Origin of the sequence: Variovorax glacialis (assembly GCF_051216375.1) — a bacterium.
In the GTDB taxonomy this organism is placed as follows: domain Bacteria; phylum Pseudomonadota; class Gammaproteobacteria; order Burkholderiales; family Burkholderiaceae_C; genus Variovorax.
Map to the genome: position 1 here is coordinate 831,660 of NZ_JBPJZT010000001.1, position 19,797 is coordinate 851,456.

12 protein-coding genes are annotated in these 19,797 nt (G+C 64.3%); 5 read left to right on the forward strand and 7 right to left on the reverse strand.

Annotation, left to right across the window (positions count from 1 at the left end; all coding sequences use genetic code 11):
- Window positions 1-7 precede the first annotated feature (7 nt).
- Window positions 8-1,303 carry a serine/threonine-protein kinase gene (locus tag ACSFBL_RS04100; RefSeq protein ID WP_435514464.1) on the forward strand — a complete coding sequence of 432 codons (1,296 nt, stop codon included), beginning with the start codon at window positions 8-10 and terminating at the stop codon, window positions 1,301-1,303.
- Here the strand turns inward: ACSFBL_RS04100 and ACSFBL_RS04105 are convergent.
- From ACSFBL_RS04105 to ACSFBL_RS04130, 6 genes are all read right to left on the reverse strand, one after another.
- Complete coding sequence (locus tag ACSFBL_RS04105; RefSeq protein ID WP_435514465.1) at window positions 1,300-2,706, reverse strand: serine/threonine protein kinase; 1,407 nt, start codon at window positions 2,704-2,706, stop codon at window positions 1,300-1,302. The genes ACSFBL_RS04100 and ACSFBL_RS04105 overlap by 4 nt on opposite strands.
- Window positions 2,707-2,726: 20 nt before the next feature.
- Window positions 2,727-3,173: a hypothetical protein gene (locus ACSFBL_RS04110; protein ID WP_435514466.1), complete on the reverse strand. Its 447-nt coding sequence runs from the start codon at window positions 3,171-3,173 to the stop codon at window positions 2,727-2,729.
- A 2-nt stretch (window positions 3,174-3,175) separates the two neighbouring features.
- Window positions 3,176-3,811, reverse strand: a complete 636-nt coding sequence (locus ACSFBL_RS04115) for a hypothetical protein (RefSeq protein WP_435514467.1) — start codon at window positions 3,809-3,811, stop codon at window positions 3,176-3,178.
- Window positions 3,812-3,892: 81 nt separating this feature from the next.
- Window positions 3,893-4,678, reverse strand: coding sequence for an FHA domain-containing protein (locus ACSFBL_RS04120; RefSeq protein WP_435514468.1), 786 nt, complete (start codon window positions 4,676-4,678; stop codon window positions 3,893-3,895).
- Window positions 4,679-4,960: 282 nt separating this feature from the next.
- Window positions 4,961-6,319, reverse strand: a complete 1,359-nt coding sequence (locus tag ACSFBL_RS04125; protein WP_435514469.1) for a PP2C family protein-serine/threonine phosphatase — start codon at window positions 6,317-6,319, stop codon at window positions 4,961-4,963.
- 141 nt (window positions 6,320-6,460) lie between these two features.
- A complete protein-coding gene (locus ACSFBL_RS04130; protein ID WP_435514470.1) occupies window positions 6,461-8,017 on the reverse strand; it encodes an FHA domain-containing protein in 1,557 nt (518 codons plus the stop codon).
- A 260-nt stretch (window positions 8,018-8,277) separates the two neighbouring features.
- Here ACSFBL_RS04130 and ACSFBL_RS04135 point away from each other — a divergent pair, with 260 nt between their 5' ends.
- The 4 genes from ACSFBL_RS04135 (at window position 8,278) to ACSFBL_RS04150 (ending at window position 16,079) form a co-directional block, all read left to right on the forward strand.
- Window positions 8,278-9,330, forward strand: coding sequence for a hypothetical protein (locus ACSFBL_RS04135; RefSeq protein ID WP_435514471.1), 1,053 nt, complete (start codon window positions 8,278-8,280; stop codon window positions 9,328-9,330).
- 144 nt (window positions 9,331-9,474) lie between these two features.
- Window positions 9,475-10,092 carry a glycoside hydrolase family 108 protein gene (locus tag ACSFBL_RS04140; RefSeq protein ID WP_435514472.1) on the forward strand — a complete coding sequence of 206 codons (618 nt, stop codon included), beginning with the start codon at window positions 9,475-9,477 and terminating at the stop codon, window positions 10,090-10,092.
- 11 nt (window positions 10,093-10,103) lie between these two features.
- Window positions 10,104-11,723, forward strand: coding sequence for a trypsin-like peptidase domain-containing protein (locus ACSFBL_RS04145; protein WP_435514473.1), 1,620 nt, complete (start codon window positions 10,104-10,106; stop codon window positions 11,721-11,723).
- 135 nt (window positions 11,724-11,858) lie between these two features.
- Window positions 11,859-16,079: a hypothetical protein gene (locus tag ACSFBL_RS04150; RefSeq protein WP_435514474.1), complete on the forward strand. Its 4,221-nt coding sequence runs from the start codon at window positions 11,859-11,861 to the stop codon at window positions 16,077-16,079.
- Window positions 16,080-16,188: 109 nt separating this feature from the next.
- Here ACSFBL_RS04150 and ACSFBL_RS04155 read toward each other — a convergent pair whose 3' ends face one another.
- Window positions 16,189-19,797 (reverse strand): AHH domain-containing protein, encoded by a 3,609-nt coding sequence (locus ACSFBL_RS04155; protein ID WP_435514475.1) that lies wholly within the window; start codon window positions 19,795-19,797, stop codon window positions 16,189-16,191.

A 19,797-nucleotide genomic window follows, 5' to 3' on the forward strand; every position in this document is an offset into this window, starting at 1 on the left:
GACAGCCATGGTCGACTTGACGGGGAGGGTGCTTCGCGAGCGCTACCGCATTGTCAGGAAGATCGGCGCCGGCGCGATGAGCGAGGTCTTTCTGGCCGTCGATCCGCATCACGCGGACAAGCGCTTCGCGCTCAAGGTCCTCCGCCAGGATCTGGTCCATCAGGCGGACCTGGGTCACCGGTTTCGCGAAGAGGGGCGCATGCTGGAGCGCCTCGATCACCCGGGCATCGTTCGCGTGTACGAGGTTTTCGAGACGGATGGCGCGTTGTGCATGGTGCTCGCCTTCGTGGACGGCCAGTCGCTGGAAGACCTGCTGCAGGCGCATGACGCACTCGACCCCTCGGTCGCGCTGCCGATCTTCAAGGTCGTTCTTTCGGCGCTCGACTATGCCCACCGCTCGCACGTGATCCATCGGGACGTGAAGCCGTCGAACATCCTCATCGATCGCACGGGACGCGCCTTGCTGTGCGACTTCGGCATTGCGAGACAGATCGGCCGGCGCGGCATGACGGCCTTCGGCATGACGCTCGGCACGCCGCAGTACATGAGCCCCGAGCAGATCCAGGCTCCGCAGCAGATCGACCATCGCTCGGACCTCTATTCGGCCGGGATCCTGCTCTACGAGATGCTCACCGGCAAGGTGCCGTTCGGCGATGCGTCGACGGAATCGGACTATGCGGTCCTGCAGCAGCATGTGCATACGGAGCCTCCCGACCCGAGGACCTTCAATCCGGCCATCGACGCCCGGATCTGCGCCGTCCTGCAAAAGGCCTTGCGCAAGGATCGGGGTCGCCGCTTCCAGGGCGGCTCGGAGTTCTGGCAGGCGATCGAATTGGCGGTCGGGGGCGTCGACCTGCCAAGAGCAGACGGGCCGGCATCACCACCGCCTCCGCCATCGCGGTCCGGGCGCAGGCGCTACAGCGTGTACCGGCATGCGGCCCGCGAAGACGAAGCGGTGAAGATCGGCTTCAGTTGGCCTGCGCTCTGCCTGGGCTTTTTCTGGATGTTCGCGAAGCGCCTCTCCGGGTACGCGCTGGCGTGGCTTGGCTGCCTCGTCGTGCTGGGAGCGATGTTCGCGGTGGTCACTCAGATGCCTCGCGACGTGCTCACCGACGCGCTCTACTTCATGCTGGCCCTCATCGTCGCCATTGTCTTGCTGGTGCCCGCGCTGAAAGGCAACAGTTGGCGAGAGAGTGACTTGCTTCGGCGCGGCTATGTCTTCGTCGGCGAGGTGAGCGCAACAACCGCCGAGGATGCGCTCGCAAGCGCGCCGCCTGTAGCGCCCCTTGGATCGGCGCGCTAGTTTGCCTGCGTGACGGCCGGGCAACGCGCCTGCAGATCGTCGGCGGAGACGAGCGTGCCCCGCTGTCGGAAGCCGGCTTCATCGGCCTTGATGGATCCGGCCAAGGCCTGGAACCCGGGGTCGGTGGACTGTCTCGTGATTGCCGCGGCGACCACCTCGGGCCCGGTCGCACTCAACTGCCGCATCGCCTCGCCGTACTTCGTTGCGTACTGGTTCATGTTGGTCTTCATGTCCGCCAGCCTGACGCGAAACTTCTCCACGCGGTCGGGATCCCCGGTCTTGCGCGCGAGTTCGAGGCCCGGCTCCCGGGCGCGGTATTCGTTCAGTTCGCGGCAAAACAGGTTGAGCGAGGTCTTCACGTTCGCGAGCGCCTCGCTGGCCGTGGTCGCTGCCAGGATCTGCGCGTCACGCTCATTCTGTTCCCGCTTGATCCTGGCTTCGCGATTGACCCCCTCGCGCCACTGAAGGAGAAAGAAAGTGCCAATGATCGCAATGACACAGGCGACGGCAAGCGAGGGGACGAGGATCTTGATGAACCGTCGCCACCGCAGGTAGTCGGCGATGGCTTTCCGGAAGTCGCCGCAGCCCTGGAACCGGAGCGCCGGGTCGCGTTGCAGGGCCGTCGCCACGATGCGCGCAATCGGCTCCGGCACATCGGGTCGGAACTTGCGCACATCCGGCGCGTCCTCATGAAGCTGGGGCAGCGCGGCGCCATGCTGCTCCGGATCGACGTTGAACGGCAGCCGGCCGCACAGCATCTCGAAGAAGAGCACGCCCGCCGAGAAGACGTCGGAGCGATGGTCGATCGCGTACGGACTGAGGACCTGTTCGGGGCTCATGTACTCCGCGGTGCCGGCGCCGACCACGCCGCTGTCGCGCGACTTTCCGCCAATGTCGCGCGAGATACCGAAGTCCGTGACCCGCGGGCGTGAATCTTCCGTCGCCACGATCACGTTGGCGGGCTTGACGTCACAGTGAAGAATGCCGATCTTGTGGGCGTGGTCGAGGCCACTGAGGATGCCCGTCATCAGTGGCAATGCGACCGGCAGCGCAAGTCCGCCGGGTGAATCGGCAATCATCTGCGCCAGCGTCTTGCCTTCGACGTAGCTCTGGATCAGGCAGTAGTGGTCTTTCCAGAGCAGGAAGTCGTACATGCCGACGACGTTGTCGTGTTCGAGCCGCGACTGCTTGGTGGCCTCGTCGCGAAGCATGGCGACGAACCGGGGCTGGTCCGAGAACTCCCGCCTCAGGACCTTGATTGCATACTTCTTGTCGGGAACGTTGAGGTTTTCGGCCAGGAAGACCTCGCCCATACCACCGCCGCCGAGCTTGCGGCGGATGACGAAGTGACCGCCGATCGTCTCTCCGCCCATCAGACTGCTGTCGGATTGCGATCTGGTCATTGCGCGTCGTCTGCGTGCCGTCAGCCCTTCAGCAGGATATCGAGCATGTTGCTCGTCTTGGCCTTGAGCTCTTCCAGGCGTCGGGCCTTCTCCTGCTGCGAGAGGCTGGTGTCTTGCTCGAGCGCCTGTGCCTGCCTGGTGCTGTCGGCCAGACGGCGTGCCCGCTCGCTCTTTCGCTGCCGGTCCTGCGGCGTCGCGGCAGGGGCGGAGTCGTTCACCTTGCTCATCTGGTCGAGCTTCGCCTTGAGCTGGCTGGCGCTGAACTGGCGGCTTTGCAGATCCATGCGCAACTGAGCGCTTTGCCTCGTCAGTTCGGCTTGCGTCTGTTCTTCCGACGTCAGGATGTTCTGCTTGGCATCCACGCGACCTTGCGTCGCATTGATGTCGGACTTGAGTTCGGCGATCGCGCACCCCCAGAGGCTTGCGGCGGCCGCAGTGGAGATCACCCAGGCGCTGATGCGAAGCATGGCTAGGTGACCCTGGCACGTTGGGCCGCGAGAAGATCGACTTGCCGTTGCGCTTCGGCAAGCAACTGCTCCTGCCTGGCAATCGACGCATCGAGATCGGCTGATCCGGGCTTGTTCTGGGCGCGGTAGGCCTTCACCTCCTTGAGCGCTTCGTTGCCCTTGGCCACTTGGGCGCTGGCGGCCTTGATCTCGTTGTCGCGTGCTTGCCGTTCCTGGGCCAGCCGCTCGTTGGAGATCTTCTTCTGCTGGATCTGCGCGACCAGGGCGTCGGTGCTTTGGGAGGTGGCGGCAACCTGCTTGCTCAAATCAGCGTTGAGCTGCTGACTGTCCTGGTTGAGGCCGCGCACATACTTGATGCGCGCATCGAGGTCGTTCTCGTGCCCGGCAAGCTGCTGCTTTCTTTTCTCCAGGTTGGATGCATAGCTGTAGCAGATGGCGGCGCCTCCGGCGCCCAGCACCACGCCCGCGGCGAGGCAGTCATGATCGGATCGCCCCGACGCCTTGCATAGAAGATAGGTCGCCGCTGCGGCGCCAGCGCCGCATTGCAGGCTCGCATTCTGGGGCGCGGTCTCGCAGCCGACCAGCGCGGCCAGGCTGATGAGAAGCCATCCTGATCGGGTCCATTCCTTGTTCATCATGATTGCTCCGGGCTTGGGAACCGCAATCACCGTGGACGCCGCGGTTGAAGGCGTGCGGGCCGAGTTCGCCATCGATGAGGCCTATCCCGGGCGCTCTTCGTTCGACCTGTCCCTGACGGGTTCCACCTCGCTTTGCGAAGGCATGTCGTCCGTCGACTGGAGCTTGCCCTGGCCAACGACAGGTGGACGGATCTTCTGGAAGGTAAACAGGGTCGCGCCCGCCTGGATCAATGCGCCATCGGGCAGGTCGATGCCCAGCGTGTCGATCTGGTCCCCGTTGACGTAGGTTCCGTTCGTGCTGTTGCAATCGCTGATGCGGTACTTCTCTCGCTGGCAAAGAATCAGGAAGTGGGCGCTCGAGAGCTTGTCGTCTTCCGGCACCATCACGTCGGAAGGACGATTCCCCTCCACGCTCACGGTCCCCGAACCCACATAGTTGCGGCCTTCGTGCAACTCGAACAACGTGCCAAGTGCCGACCAGCTGAAGGTCACGACAATGCCGGTCAGTCGCCGGCCGTGGCCCGGACGAACGGGCGCCTGGGACGACATCTCTTCGGGGTAGAGCACCTTCGTGGCGCCGCGCGGCGGGCGACTTCCTTCGGATGGAGGGGCGGCCGTGCCGAAGGATTCGCTCCGTTCACCGTCCGGCATGTCGACGCGGGTTTCGCGACGACCTCCCGATGCGCGCCTGCCTGGCGAAGAAGCGTCTGCAGCAGGCCCACCGAGGTCCTCGGGCGGGTTGATTCGCGTCGCGCCCGGCCCCGCGGTCGACGTGCGCGTGGCGCTCATCTGCGTACCGATCTGAGTTCTTTCGCCCGCGTTCTTTTCGGCTTCGCAGTAGGGACACTTGACCCAGTCGAGCGCCATCGGATGCCCCGCTTCGCAGCGTCTTGACGAGGTAGAAAGTGGCTTGGCCGACTGATTGCCGAACCCTCCCACCAAGCCACGCCACAATGACTTATCACTCATGACGGGATGACCTCCCTAACGAGAATGGAGACGTCGAACCACTCACCGAGATGTCGCGCCAAGCAGGCAAATCGTTGAATCGATATTCTGCCGCGAACCATGCAGTGTCAACCCCTGACGGATGGACTATCCGCGAGCTATGCCAACTCGACAGTGGCCTTCGGTGCTAGTTCATTTGCCTCATGGATTGTTGACTTCCGGTGACGCGTTCGCCGGCTTCTCGGGCGCCGAAGCGGGCGCGGCCGGCAGCGTTGGCACCGTTGGTTCTGGTGACGCGTTGGTTTGCTGCTTGCTTCCAGCGTTGGCTTCGACCGGACTTGCGGAAGACCCGTTAGCAGGGCTTGCATCGACCTTCTGTTGCACCGGAGGCGGAGGCGGGGGCGGCTTCGGCCTGGCAGTCGTTTCTTTCGGGCCTGGGCGTGGGGCGTTCGCGGGCTTGCCCTCCGAATGTGGCGGATCGCCCGATGGTTTCTGCGGCTTGATCTGGGGCACTGGGAAGGCACGCGGCGCTGGCGCCGCGGCGCCGGGCACATCGGCATCTTTCGAACCGCCAGGCGTGGTCGGGGTGCCCGAAGCGCCTGGGGCTGGTGGCCCCTGCGGCTGTGGCGGTCGCTGCGTCGAGTCCGGCGGTTCTTTCTGCACGGGCCCTGGTGAAGCACCCACGACCGCAGGCTCGAGGGGTTGACGCGTCGCAGCGTCGGCTCGCACGCGGTCCAGCTTGGGGAACAGCCATGCAGCCACGCCACCACCCGCCACGACGGCACCCAACGCCGCGGACGTCAGCGACACCCAGAGCGTGCCGCGTGATTGCGGCCCGAATCTCGCGAGCCACCCGCCGCGGCGCTTGTAGCCGATCAGTTGAACGGTGACGTTGTCTTCGCCGCCCTTCACGAGTGCGCATTCGATCAGTCGATCGGTCGCTTGCTGGGGCTCTTCGCCGGCGCGCAGCACATTCGCGATTTCCTCGTCGGACACATAGCCGCAGAGTCCGTCCGAACACAGGAGGATTCGATCGCCCGCGTCGACGGCCATCCAGTCGCTGACGTCGGCCTGCACTGACGGTTGGTGACCGATCGCCCTGTCGAGCACGCTGGCATCCGGATGCACGGCGGCCTGCTCCGGCGTGAGCAAGCCGCCATCCATCATGCGTTGAACGCGCGTATGGTCGCGCGTCAGTTGCCTGAGACCGGCACGGCGACGCCACAGGTACGCGCGGCTGTCGCCGACATGCGCGACCATGAAGCGCCTGTCGGAGGTAATCAGTGCGACCGCGGTTGCACCCATTTCGGAGGTCTCGGGGTCGTTGGGATTGCGACGCGAATGGACTTCCTCATTGGCAGCGGCAAAGGCCTCGCGCACGCCATCCGTGAATCGCAGCGAATCCGGCGGGATCCTTGCGAGCGATTCCTGCAGCGAGCGAACCGTCAACTCCGCCGCGAGTGCACCGCCGAGATGCCCGCCCATGCCGTCCGACACCACGTAGACATCGCCGAACGCCGTGGGCGTCCAGCCCATGCGATCTTCGTTCGCCTTGCGCACGTAGCCAGTCTCCGATCTGGCACCCCGTACCCAGGGCGATGCGGCGGCGCCCATCGGTTCACCGTTGCGTCGAGCGCGGCCGACCCGGCGCCGCGACGATGGAAGAGCGCGCTTCAAAGGAATGACCGTGCGGCATCATCATCAGCTGACGCGAGGCTCGAATGCTGAACGGCCCGCACTCTGGACCGTGTCCGGACTCAGTATCTCGAACGTGCTGCGCCCCAAGGTCACGACATCGCCGGGCGAGACGGATCGCGTCGCGCCAGTGAACGAGACACCGTTCAACTCGGAGCCATTGCGTGAGCCGAGGTCGGTGACATAGAGGGCGTTGGCTTCCGCCTTCAGGGCGAGGTGACGACCGGAGATAAAGTCGTCGCCGTTGAGAATCAGGTCGTTCTCGGGTGCGGCGCCGATTCGGGTGGGTGACGCAGTGACCAGATATCGCACGCCTTGGGCCACGCCCGTCAGGCCGTTCACTATCGCGATGGTTCGGCGCTCACCGGGTAGCGGCCAGCGATAGGCGATGAGCGTCGGGCGCCGCGGCACGTTGCCGCCGGGCGGAGGTACCGCGGTGGCCGCCATCGAATCGCCGATGTGCGTCGGCGCGAGTGGCACTTGCGGGCCCATCTCCGGCGCGGCGGGTTCGTCTTCTCTGCGTCTGCGCAAGAAGACGAACACGACAAGAAGCACCAGCAGGAGCAAGAGAAGGCCGATGCCGATCTTGACGGCCATCGGTGCATGCGCAATGGATTCTCGAATCGACGCAAACCACGACGCGGGCGGTGGAGGGGGAGCGGGCGTGTTTGCAGTGGTGCTTGAGACACCGGCAGGTGCGACCGCGGCCACTTCGGCCTTGAGCGGAACCGAAACGGCCGGACCGCCCTTCGGGCGGAACAGCAGCGCCGGCGCCTCGGCCCTGCGCCCGTCCGGGGCGGCCGCATAGTCGAAGGTGACGTCGTACAGCGGTTGGGGCACGGCCTGATTGATGAACTTGCCGAGCGCATCGGCCAGTTCGTTGCGGTTGTTGGCGACCGCGAAGCGCCCGCCCGTGGCCCCGGCGAGCGTCGACATCACGCCGGACGCCGAGGCGGCCAGTGCGCCGAACCCCACGGCGTCGATGGCCACGGCCGGCCGCGCGCTTGCTCGTTCGATGAGGGCTTCGCGGGAGAGACTGCTTCCTTCGTCGTTTCCATCGGACACGACGAGCAGCCGCTTCCACGTGGCGTCGGAGCTGCGCAACTCCGCCAGGCCGCCGGCGACGGCGTCGTTCAATCGGGTCCTGCCTTCTCGTTCGAGCGTGATGCGACCGATGGCATCGGCCACCATCGCGGGGTCGCTCGACAGGCCGAGCAGGTGGCTCGACTGCGTGCCGAATGCCACGATGGCGACCTTCATGGGCAGTCGCGTTTCGCCGCTGCGCGGGACCAGCGCCTTCTGAAGCGCTTCACGCATCGCCTTGATGGCCGCGGGACCCATCGACCCGCTGCGATCGACGCAGATGAGAAGGGCGGCCGAATTGGCCTCCGGCGGTGCCTTGTCCAGCTTCGTCGCCGGTATTTCGCTCGCGCCATCGAGGCGCATGGCGAACTCGCTCGCCTGCGGGGCCGAAGAGGCATCGACCCTTGTGCGGGCGACGACCTTGCCCGGACTTGCCTGCGTGGCAGACACCACCTCGGTCTGTGCGGAAGCGCTCGCCATTCCGACTGCAATCAGAGCGATGCAAAGCGCGACGCGAATGCTTGTTCGAGACATTGCACCCTCTCGTGAACGCGATGGGCAGGCAGTTGCTGGACGTGGGTCGCGGTCCGGCATCGCAAGCCACGTCGAGCCTTCGCGCGGGGCGTTGGTCAAGGCGTGATTCGAGAGCCGTCGCGAGAAGTTATAGCCCCTTGACAGTCGACTGTCGAGCTAACCAAAGGCACCGTCGGCTCGGACGTCATCAATGTTTTGGAGCCCTCATGACGCTGTATGCGCCGGCTTTCGAGCGCGGCAATGGCGCTGAAGCAGTAGAGCTTCTTGTGGATGTGCAGGCCCGTGATCTCGGGTACGTTCAGCGTGGTCATGAAGCTGCGCAACGCGTCCGACAGAGCGCAGGTGGCTGGTCGCCTGGACGCTCGAGGAGGCTGGAAATGTTCAACAGCACAGTGCTGGAAGTTGCCATCGGGTTGGTGTTCTGCTTCGCATCCGTCAGCTTGATTGCGAGCCAGATCAACGAGGCCATCTCTTCGTTTCTCGGTCTGCGTGCCAGAGGGCTGCTTCAGGGCATCAAGGCGTTGTTGAACGACAAGCAATTCAGCTCGCTGGCGCTGTCGATCTATCGACACTCCCTGGCGAATCCGTTGGGCTCCTTGATGATCTCGAGCGAGAAGGACTTGAAGTCCAAGCCGTCGTACATGGAGCCCTTGCATTTCGCCCAGGCACTGCTGGACAGCGTCCAGACCAATGCAGTGGGCGCAGGAAAAAACGGCCTGGATCTGGCGATCGCGATCGATCACGTCAGCGATCCGCAGATCAGAGGCATGCTGGCGGCGATGTATCGAAGGGCGAACGGACAGCGCGAAGCGATCGAAACGCAGTTGTCGGCATGGTTCGATTCGGGAATGGAGCGCGTGGCGGGAACCTACAAGCGGCGCACCCAGGCGGTGTCCTTCGTCATCGGCCTGGCCGTTGCCGCGGCACTCAACATCGATAGCGTGGGCCTTTTCAGCTCGATCTGGGCGCGCCCTGCCTATGCGGCGCAGATCTCGGCGAGCGCGGGCGCTGGCGGGCCAGCGCTTTCATCGACAGTCAAGTCGATGGCACAACTCCCGGTCGGATGGACGACGGAGAGCTTGAGCGCTTTTGATCTGCAGCAGGCGAAGACCTGGCAGCAGGTGGCTGGCTGGCTGCTGACGGCGCTGTCCGTGCTGTTCGGGGCGCCGTTCTGGTTCGACGCATTGCAGAAGCTGGTGCAACTGCGCGGCACAGGGAAGAAGCCTGGTGAAGACGATAAAGACGACAAGGATGGTTGATTCGCAATTGGAACCGGGTCAATTGGACGGAACTGTCGCCGACCCCTTTCGATGTACTCTGTTTGCGGGATGCCAAGAGGAGGGCGGCGGAGCACAATCGGACGCGATCGCAAGTGTTCAGACTGCCAGCATCGGAGCTTCACCATGCCATCTGCCTCATTCGAAGACTCTCTGCCCTTCATCCTTCGATGGGAAGGCGGCTATGTCAATCATCCGGCCGATCCCGGTGGCGCGACCAACCGCGGCGTGACCCAGAAGGTGTACGACGCCTGGCGCAGACAGCAAGGGCAGTCGGCGCAGGACGTGCGCCAGTTGTCCGACGACGAGATGCGCGACATCTACGAATCCAACTATTGGCGGCCCGCGCGCTGCGACACGCTGGAGCGCAAGCTCGACGTCGCGCACTTCGACACCGCGGTCAACATGGGCGTCGGACGTGCCGTCCGCTTCCTGCAGGCGGCCATGGGGTGTGCAGTCGATGGAGGCTTTGGCGACGGCACATTGCAGGCGGTGCAGCAGTGCAACGACCTCGCCAAGGCGCTTGTGGACTACTGCAACGAACGCGAGTCCTTCTACGATCGACTGGTCATTTCCAACCCGAAGCTGGCCGTTTTCCAGAAGGGTTGGCTCAATCGCCTGAACGCGCTGCGAAAGGAAGTCGGCTTGCCCGGATTCGAGGCCGACGTGCCATTGGACTACGGCGACACCGACTACATCGAGCGCATCCCGGACATCGGCCAAGACCCGGACTACGACTTCTGACGTCGAGCATCGTGGATCCGGCGACGCTGCAACAACGTGCAGACCTTGCGCTGGGGCTGCTGCGCGGCATGTGCGACGAGACGGACCTTGCAGCCGCCAAGCCCCTGGTCGAGGCGTTGCGCAATGGACGGGACTACCCCCGCATGCTGCAGCTTGCCGAGGCGGTGCATCGGCTCGACCCGGGCGATCCGAAGAATCGGCGGCTCCTGGCGCAGGCACTGATCGAAAGCGGACTCGCGACGGTCGCGATCGACGTGCTGCAAGCCCTGACAGCCAGCCTCCCGAGCTCGCACCCCGAGCGCGCGGAAACGCAAGGACTGCTCGGCCGGGCCTGGAAGCAGATCTTCTTCGATACCGCCGACAAGTCGACACCGGCTGCGCAGACCGCGCTGGTGTCAGCGATCGATGCCTACCGCGAAATCTATCAACGGGACGAGCAGAAGACCTGGCACGGTGTCAATCTGCTGGCGCTCATCTATCGTGCGCGTCGCATGGGACTTGCCGTCGCGCCCGACCTGCAGGTGAAACCCCTGGCCCGGAAACTGGTAGCGACCCTGGAAGCGACGCCCGACGCGCAGCGCGACGAGTGGTTCCTGCCGACATTGGCCGAGGCATCGCTGGGCCTGGGCGACTGGGACGCCGTGGAGAGTCGCGTGCACGCGTACGTTGCGTTGCCGGACGCGAAGGCCTTCCTGGTCGCGAGCACCTTGCGTCAGTTTTCGGAGGTGTGGGATCTGGAGCGCGGGGACGATCCCCGCGGCCGCTCTCTCGTCGCCGTCCTTCGCAGCCGGCTGCTCGCACTGCCCGCAGCCCAGATCGAGTTGAGCGCGGGCAGGGTCCGGGAACTTCAGGCCGTCGAAGTGCCCAGCGGTGCGCAACTGGAGGCGGTGCTCGGAAAAGAAGGGCCGCAAACCTACGAGTGGTGGCTCACGGGCCTGAAGCGCGCGCGTTCGGTGGCCGCCGTGAAGCGTCGGCTCGGTCGTCGCGTCGGGACCGGCTTCCTGGTTCGCGCCGGCGATCTGGGCATGGCGCCTCAGGACGAACTGATGGTGCTCACCAACTACCACGTGGTGAACCAGGCCGGTCAAGGTCCGGGCATTGCGCCGGGCGACGCGCAGGTCGTGTTCGAGGCTGCCGATGGAAGCCCGGTGTTCGACGTCAAGGAGATCGTCTGGTCCGCCCCGTCGAACCAGCAGGACGCGAGCCTGCTGCGCCTGCAAGCACCGGTCACGGGCATCGAGCCGATGCCGATCTCGCCCGGGCTCCCCGATTGGCCGCTGCCGCCCGCATCGCGAGCGCCGCGGGTCTACGTGATCGGCCACCCGGGCGGCGGTGATCTCTCGTTCTCCTTCCAGGACAACGAACTGCTGGGTCACGAAGGTCCACCGTCGGGAAGGCCACCGGTGCCGGGTGTCTGCCGCGTCCACTACCGTGCGCCCACGGAAGGCGGCAGCTCCGGCAGTCCGGTCTTCAACGACAGCGCCTGGGCCGTGATCGCCCTGCATCACATGGGCGGCGAACTCGGCATGCCGCACCTCAATGGTGAGGCGGGCAGCTACGCGGCGAACGAGGGGATCTCGATGCAGTGCATCGCCCAGGCGATCAGCAAGAGTCGGCAAGGGAACGCCTGAGGGCCGAAATCCATCGGTCTGAGCCGACGGGGCTCAGGAAAGCGCAAGCCGTCGCTACCCTCGCATTTCATTGTAGAAATGCAAGGGCGAGACTACGATTTGTCTGTCCCGCGACGTCATGAATCGGAGCAGACGATGACGAGTGCGTGCCGAGCATTTCCTGGCGCAGCCGCGCGCGTGCGCGTCAAGCAGAAGACGCCGGGGCAACGCGCGGCCAACATCGGTGCCAGGAGCCCGGCGGTCGCCTCTGCAATGGGATCGGCATCGGCAGTGCCGTCATTGGCGCATCGCGTTCTGCTCCTGCAGCGAACCTTGGGAAACCGCAGCGTCGCGCGTCTCGTGCAGTCCAGGCGGCTGAACGTCCGGCCCGGCCTCGGGAGCGCCCTGCAACTCAAGGTCGCGCCGGAACCGGGGCACGAACAGCCCAGACCGAGTGCCGTCAGCAAACCCCAACCGACAGTGTCACCGGTGCGGCCGGCCGAGCCCCAGACCGAAACCCAGGCCGCGACCGCGACGACGCCCGTCAAGCCAAGGGCCGCCGCCCCAACCACTACCGGCGCGACAGCGGGCCAGGCCGCCGAGGAGACTGTTTTCGATTCGTCTGCACCCCAGGCGCCTGCCGCGGCCGCCAAACCGCCGGCCGCGCCCGAGGAGGATCCCGCCTTTCGATCGGTGGTGCAGCAACTGAAGAACCAGTCGGCGCGCGAGAAGACGCCCCATCGAACGCCGCAGAAGAAACAGGCCGACACCCTGCAGGCGGCGAAGCTGAGCGCCGAAGACGCCAGCAAGCAGGAAGCCTACGGCAGCCATCTCGGCCGGCTCGAATCGGCGCAACCGCAGGACCTCACGGTCGACCAGTTCATGGGGCAGTTCAAGGCCGCGACCACTGGGCTGGCCGACAGCCTTCCGAAAAGCAAGGATGATCAGGATTCGGAAGTCTCCGGAGTCCAGCGCGGCATCGCCAGCGCCAACGTGAAGACGGCCGTCGTCCGCCAAGCCAGCGCCCATTCCAGCGCACTGCGCACGGAAGCGGCCAAGGACGCCGCGAGCTATCGGCAGGCTCGCGAGCCCGAAACGAAACCGGAACTGGTGGCCGATCCTGCCGGCACCACGCCAGCGATCGGGCAGGCCGGCGTCGCCGCGCCCAAGCCGAAGGCGGACGAGCAGATTTCCCTGGACGACAAGAGCCGCTCCCTGGACGATGCACTGCTCAATCACACCATCGGCGGCCAGCGCGTCGACATCGACGAAGCCTCGCTGGCGCTGCCCGTCTCCGGAGAACCGAGTTTCGACGAGGCCGGCGCAGCCAAGCGCAAGGCTCAGGACGAGATTCGGAAGGCCCAGCCGCGCTACCGGGAAGATGAAAGAAAGCTGATCGGCCAGACGCAGCAGGACATGCGTGCCCTCGTGAATGGCGGCCTGCAACTGCAGCACGGTGCACGCAAGCGGAGTTTCGATGCGGTGCTGGAGGCGCAGAAGACGCACAAGGAAAGCCTCGAACGCAAGAAGCGAGCGGTCTTCAGCGAGATCGAAGGGATCTACACGGACACGAAGGCCAAGGTCAACGGCGAGTTGGCCAAGCTGGAGGGCATCGATGAAACCTTCGCGGGCATCCTGACCAAGGCGCAGGACTACTTCGACGGATTCGTCAAGAACGATCTCGAGTACATCTACACGCCGGGCGTCTTCGACTACAGCGACTGGAAGGACAAGCACGAAGGCGAGATCAAGGAAGAGTATGAAAAGCGCGCACGCGACCGCGATGGCCGGCAGACTCCCTACATGGGCATGGACCCGGCCTATCTCGAAGCGTTGAAGACGGTCCGCGACCGGTCGGCGGCCTCGCTCTTCCGGACGGCGCGCAGCATCTTCGTCAGCGACGTGAACTCGCAGGTCGAGGAGAAGATCGCCAAGCCGGTCGTGACTGCCCTGAACGCGGCCCGCAAGCATGTTCGAGACGGCAAGGCGCGGGTCGACACGGCGTACGCAGGACTCGATCCGAAGGAGCAGGAAGAAGCCAGGAACGTGCTCGATGCAGTCACGGGCAAGTTCGATCAACTCGATGAAAACGTCCAGGACAAGCAGCGTGAAGTCGTCGGCGACATGGCTCGCACCTACAACCAGAGCCTCGGCAAGCTCGAGGCCCGGTTCGAGGAAATCAAGAAGGACGTGCTCACCAGTTGGTTCGAGAAGGCCTGGAACAAGGTCAAGGCCGTCGTCAACGCGATCATCGAGTTCGCGACCCGGATCCTGGAACTCCTGGGACGCCTGGCCCATCTGGTCGGCGACATCGTCTCAAGCCCTCGCGCCTTCTTCAGCAACCTGATCAGCGGGATCGGCCAGGGCTTCTCGGCCTTCATCGAAGGCATCGGACAGTTCCTCGCGACGGCGTTCTTCGACTGGCTGCGCGGTTCGAGCGGCTTGCCCGTCCAGATTCCCAAGGATCTGGGGCCGCAAGGCATCTTCAGTCTTTTCACGCAATTGCTGAGCCTGAGCAAGGAAACCGTCTTCGAGCGAATGGAGGTCGTGTACGGCAAGGTCGTTGCGGGCGCCTTCCGGCGCGGCGAGGTGCTGCTCGACAAGGGCCTGGAGATCTTCGACATCGTCAGGAAGGAAGGCCTGAGCGGGCTCTGGGGCGAGATCAGGAATTCCCTGGGCAGCATCCTGGAAGAGACCCTGGACATGATCAAGGAGAACGTCCTCTATGCCGCGATCAAGAAAGTCATCCTGGAAGTCGGCAAGATGCTCGTGCCGGGCGGCGGCTTCATCGCGATCGCCGAGAAGATCGTCCGCCTGCTGAAGTTCATCGTCGAGGCGCGCGACAAGATCCTGGACCTGATCGAGTCCTTCGTGGATTCCGTCGAGATGGCCGTCAAGGGCAACGTGGGCGGCATCGTCAAGCACATCACGGGGGCGCTCACGAAGTTCATCACGATCGCCCTCGACTTCCTGGTCGGCGTCTTCGGGTTGGGAGACCTCAAGGACAAGGTGACGCGCTTCATCGACCGGATCCGGCAGCCCGTCATTCGCGGCATCGACTGGGTGCTCGACAAGTTCAAGCCTTTGGTCATGAAGGGCCGGAAGCTGCTTGAAAAAGGAATGTCCAAGGCGAAGGCGGCGGGCAAGGCCGTGGTGCAGGTCGGCGTTCCGAAGGACCCGAATGAAAGGCTCCGGCTTGCCGCCCGCGCTTCGGTAGCCGCCGCCCGAAGACTGAGCGGAAAGGTGACGCGCGCGTTGCTGAATCCGGTGCTGGCCGCGGTCAGGCTCCGATACGGCCTGACGTCAATACAGCCCTACGAGAAAAACGGGACGTGGTGGATCACTGCCACGATCAATCCGAAGATCGAACAAAGCCTCGAAGTTCCTGCAGCGACGGGCACGGAGAGGGCGGCCTCGCCGGGCACCGAATGGTGGAAAAAACGGACCGACTTCAATGCTGTGGACGGCAGTTCGCACACGCTTTACTTCAAGGGGCAAAGCCGCCAAGGGGAACTGATGGTCGAATCATCACCCATGCCGGTGTTTGCCTTCCTCTCGAAGATCATCGGAATGATCGATGGCGATGCGACCCATAGCCTCGAACACCTGCGGCGGGTGCATAAGGCTGCCTTCGACATGGCAAAGGCGGTTCGCAAGGACATGCTTGAGCTGCAAAAAGAGGACAACCCGCGCACAGCCAGCGACGTCGCCGCGCTGAACAAGGACATGAACCGTCTGGCCGATGCGATTCAGCCCCTGATTGACGTTCTATTCCCTGGCACGAAACACCCGGCCGGGCTGGTCGAGGGCGCGTACATCCGGCTCTTCAGGCGCGACAAGATCGCCGTCGTCAAGGGTTTTGAAACGTACCAGGGCATCGAGATGTTCCGCTACGACACCCTCACCGAGCGGTCCTACAGCGGGGCGCCAGAGCGCGGTGCGTCCGGGTCGGGGACGTTCCGCATCTCGAACTTGGGCAAGGACTTCGAGCTGACAGTGCTGGAGGCGCGCTATGTCTATCTGGGTGCCAACCCGAGCCTGGACAGCGTAGAGGGCAGGGAGCTGTTCCTCAAGGTTGCGAGGAAGATGCAGAAGCAGAACAAGCTGCGGTTCGCCGACGCCAGGGAGGACATTCACAGCGTAGTGATCCTGCACGGCGGCGGCGAATACCGACTCGATCAATGCCATCTGAGCCATATCGTCGATGCGCAAGCGTGGTGGAACGCCAATGGCAGAGTGACCGCGCCGAGGTCGGGCGTCGTGCTCGAATTTATGAACGATCCGGACAACTACGAACTGGAACCCGCCACGTCCAACCTGGCCCGCGGTGGCGCGCTGTCCGGTCCGGAGACGCGTTACCGGCCGCCCGTGCGGTGAGCGCGATGCGTCGCGTTTGGGGCAGGTATTCGGGTATCTGTGGTTCTTCAAAGACAACGCTTCAGGGACGCTTACGGCGAACCTTTGAATGAGGTACTTCAGCAGCTTTCTAGGGCTTGCATGAGCCGCGATTGAAGGGAATCCAAACTTCCTTTGGGGGATCGTAGAGCTTGATTTTTTTGCTTCGAATGCCGGATTCGATGTCTCTCATGACGCTGCCAATGGCCTTGTTGGCCGCCTCGCGTGCAGCGTCGTCTGTATCCGACGCCAAGCGGATCGCCTGGGGCAACCCATTCCACGCACGTTCCATCAGTTGCTTGACGTCCAGATGATAGGACTCGGAGTGTCGCGACCGGTGGCCGCCTACCCACATCGTATTGCGGTGGTCGCTATACAAGTCGACCTTCGACAGCTTTCGCAAATCGTGCCTGTTGTGGGCGTAAGTACTGTTCTCCCATGGAATCTTGTGATGGCATTGGATGCTGTAGTCGGCGTCCGACTTGTACAGCCTCCAGGACTTGTTCTGGGATGCGAAGCCGAGTGACCCGCTTGACTTGATGGAGCAGTCTTCGTCAACGGTGTACTTGAAGTTCCTGCTTTTGATATCGATCGAATCGATGGAGATCGGCCACCCTTCGCTTTTGCCACCGACCAGAACCAGCTTCGTACCCTTCTTGAGGACCGCGTCATCGGCCGCCAGCACTTCGACTCCGGTGACTCTTAAGCACACGACCAGGTCGTCGGCAGCCGACTTGAGCGCGTCGCTCGCCTTGGTATCGTTCGGGGTCGTATCGAGGATTGACTGAGACACCCTGACCTTTGCATATGCCGATCTGGCCCGATGGAGCGCACCGATGCGCGCTGCGTCCTCGGATTTCAGAACGTCTGTTTCCAGTTCGCCGTTGGGTTCGAGCAAATCCTCCATGAAGGTTTCGTTGCTTGCCACCGCAAGGCGTGCGGAGTGGCCAGTTCCAACGAAATACAGCGTGTGCGGCTTGCCTTGGGCAGTGAAGTCCTTTCGCAGCCCGAACCAGTCCTCCAGCGCCGCAACACCCGCCTTGATCCCCCCAAGCACCGCCTCGATCCCGGCCTTCGCCTTGTCGATCAACCACAGGATCGCGTCGTCGACCTTCTCCCTGAGCTTGTCGATGATGTTTCGGATCGCGGCGCCGATACCACCCAGGCCGACCTGGTCGGCGAGGAAGCCGATCACGACCGGCATGGCCTTGTCCATGATCTTCTCGAACTGACCGCCGACCTTCGAGACGTTGCCGCTCGCGATGTCGAGCACGTTGTCCAGCGTGTCGCTGGCCATCTGCAGGATGCGCCCGGCCCAGCGCTTGGCGGTCAACATCGCCTTGTAGATGCGGCGCGCCACGTCGATCACCTCGGACAGCCCACCCGACGCCGCCGCGGCAGCCGAAAGCATCGCAAGTTCGGCGGCGACCTTGCCGACGATCCATTCGACGGCGCCAGTCAGGATCGACGTGCCGAAGTCCTTCGCCTTCGCCAGCAAGCCCTGGCTGTTCTCGGCGGGCGACTTGGAGGTGTTGATCACGCCGGTGATCCAGTCCCAGGCCTTGGCGAAGCGCCCGATCCAGCCCTGCACCTTGTCGACCAGCTTCGGATCGATGCGCTTCTTCAACAGATCGGTGACGTGGCCCATCGACAGGCCCAGCACTTCGACGACGAATCCGAAGAGCGCCTTGGGGTCGCTCCAGCTCTGCGGCGGATGGATGTCCTTGTCTGCCAGCTCGCCGAACAGCCAGCCTTCGATGCCGTGCGCGAGGTGGGTGCCGATGTTGTCCCACAGCAGCTTGAAGCCATGGCCGAGCGAACGCACCGTGTTCTTGATGAATTCCAGTGGCTTCTTCGACACCACGTCCCACGCGGCCATCGCCTTGGCAGCCACTTTGCCGAGCATGTCTTCGGGGATGTTGAGCACCCGCAGCACGAGGTTGAAGCTTGCCTTGACCGCGCCAACGAGGTCGCGGTCGACGAACACCTTGCGCACGATGCCCATCACCTGCGTCTTGGTCTTCTGCCAGGCGTCGTTGTCGCGCGCCAGATCCGCGAACAATTCGATCTGGCGCAGGATGATCGGCACGACGAAGTCGACGACCGGATCCCGGATGCAGGCGGGAATCCAGTTCCACACCTTGCCGGCCAGGAACATCGGAAGGCCCCACACGTTGGAGGCCACGCCGGCGAGTTTCGACAGGAAGTCCGCGAGGCCCTGAAGGAAGTGCTCCAGCTGGCCGATCGCCGATCCGAGCCAGGTCGCGGCACCGCCGAGCTTCTGGCTGGCCCAGCCGGCCACCGCGGTGATTTCGCTCGCGATCCATTGCACCGCGGATGCAGCGACACGCAGCACCGAATTGCCAATTGCGCCTGCGGCGCCATTCAGACCCGAAGCGACTTTGTCCAATGCGCCGGTCATCGAGCGGGCCAGACCGATCACGGCGCCGCTGGAGCGCCGCAGGCCGTCGATCAGGGGCGGGATGAGCGATTTCTCGACATAGCTGCGCGCCTCGACGATCGACTTGCCATTGGCCAAGTGCGATGCGAGCCAGCCAATGCCCTTGCCGACCTGTGTCACCAGGCTGCCAACCGTCGAGATCGGGCCGGTCAAGGTATCCGCCACTGCAGCCAGCCCCGCACGCACCACGGCGACCTGTTTGCCGAACGGCTCCAGCAAGGCCTTGACGCCGCTCCAGGCGGCTGAGAGCTTGCCTTGCGCCCATTGCAGGATGCCGTTCTCGCCGTCGGGGCCGTCGCCGATGCCCAACTTGTTCTTCAGCCAGGTCCACGCGTCCTGGCCGAGCGAACGCAGCGGCTCGCTGAGCTGCCAGATCCAGCTCGCGAGCTGCTTGACCTGCTCCCACTGCTGCCCCGCGTAGTCCTTGAACCACTCCCAGATGGGCGACCCGATCTTGTCCCAGGCCGCACTGAGAAACCCCTGCACCTTGGCCACGACCGGTTGCAGCTTCTCGACGATCGGCGTGATGATCTTTTCGGCGGTCTTCTCGATCTGGTCGGCAGCCTTGCTGATGGGGCTGCAATCGTTGGTCGCGATCTTGGCCGCCGCGTCCTGGAGCACGCCGACCAAGGGCGTGAACTGCGCCGATAACTTCGCGCCGACCCCGGTGATCGCACGGACCGGACTCATGAAGCTGTCGAACACCGCATCCGCCGCCGCGGAGGCGCGCTCCTTGAGCCAGTCGAGCACGCCTTGCGGCCCCTTGCGCAGGATCGGTGTCAGCTGCGGCGCGATCTGATTCGCAACCTTCCACGCAGCCGCTTCGCCGACGGCGGCAAGGGCGTCTGCCGCGCCCCGTTGGACGATCGGCCCGGGCCCTGGAAGCGAAGGCGACGGCGTTCGCGAGATGGTGAGCGGCGCAGTGGCCGGGGCATCCGTGACCGAGGCAGGTCGCTGTTGCGAATCGTGCGAATCGTGCGCAACGTGCGGCGCTTGCGCTTGCGCTTTGCTCGCTCGGTGCGTGTCAACCCAATGCTGGACGGCGTTGTTGCCATGGGTCCGTTGCAGTTGCCGGACCAGCGCGATTCGCAAGGGGGCGCTGGTGGGATAGCGCGGTAGCCTGACCGCCGGGGCCATTCGGTGGGTCGGCGGCCTCTCCCGCGCGAACGCATCCAGGAGGTCCTGTCCGGGCAGGCGGATCGATGCCGTGGTGGTCGACCTGTCGAGCTGAGTCGACAT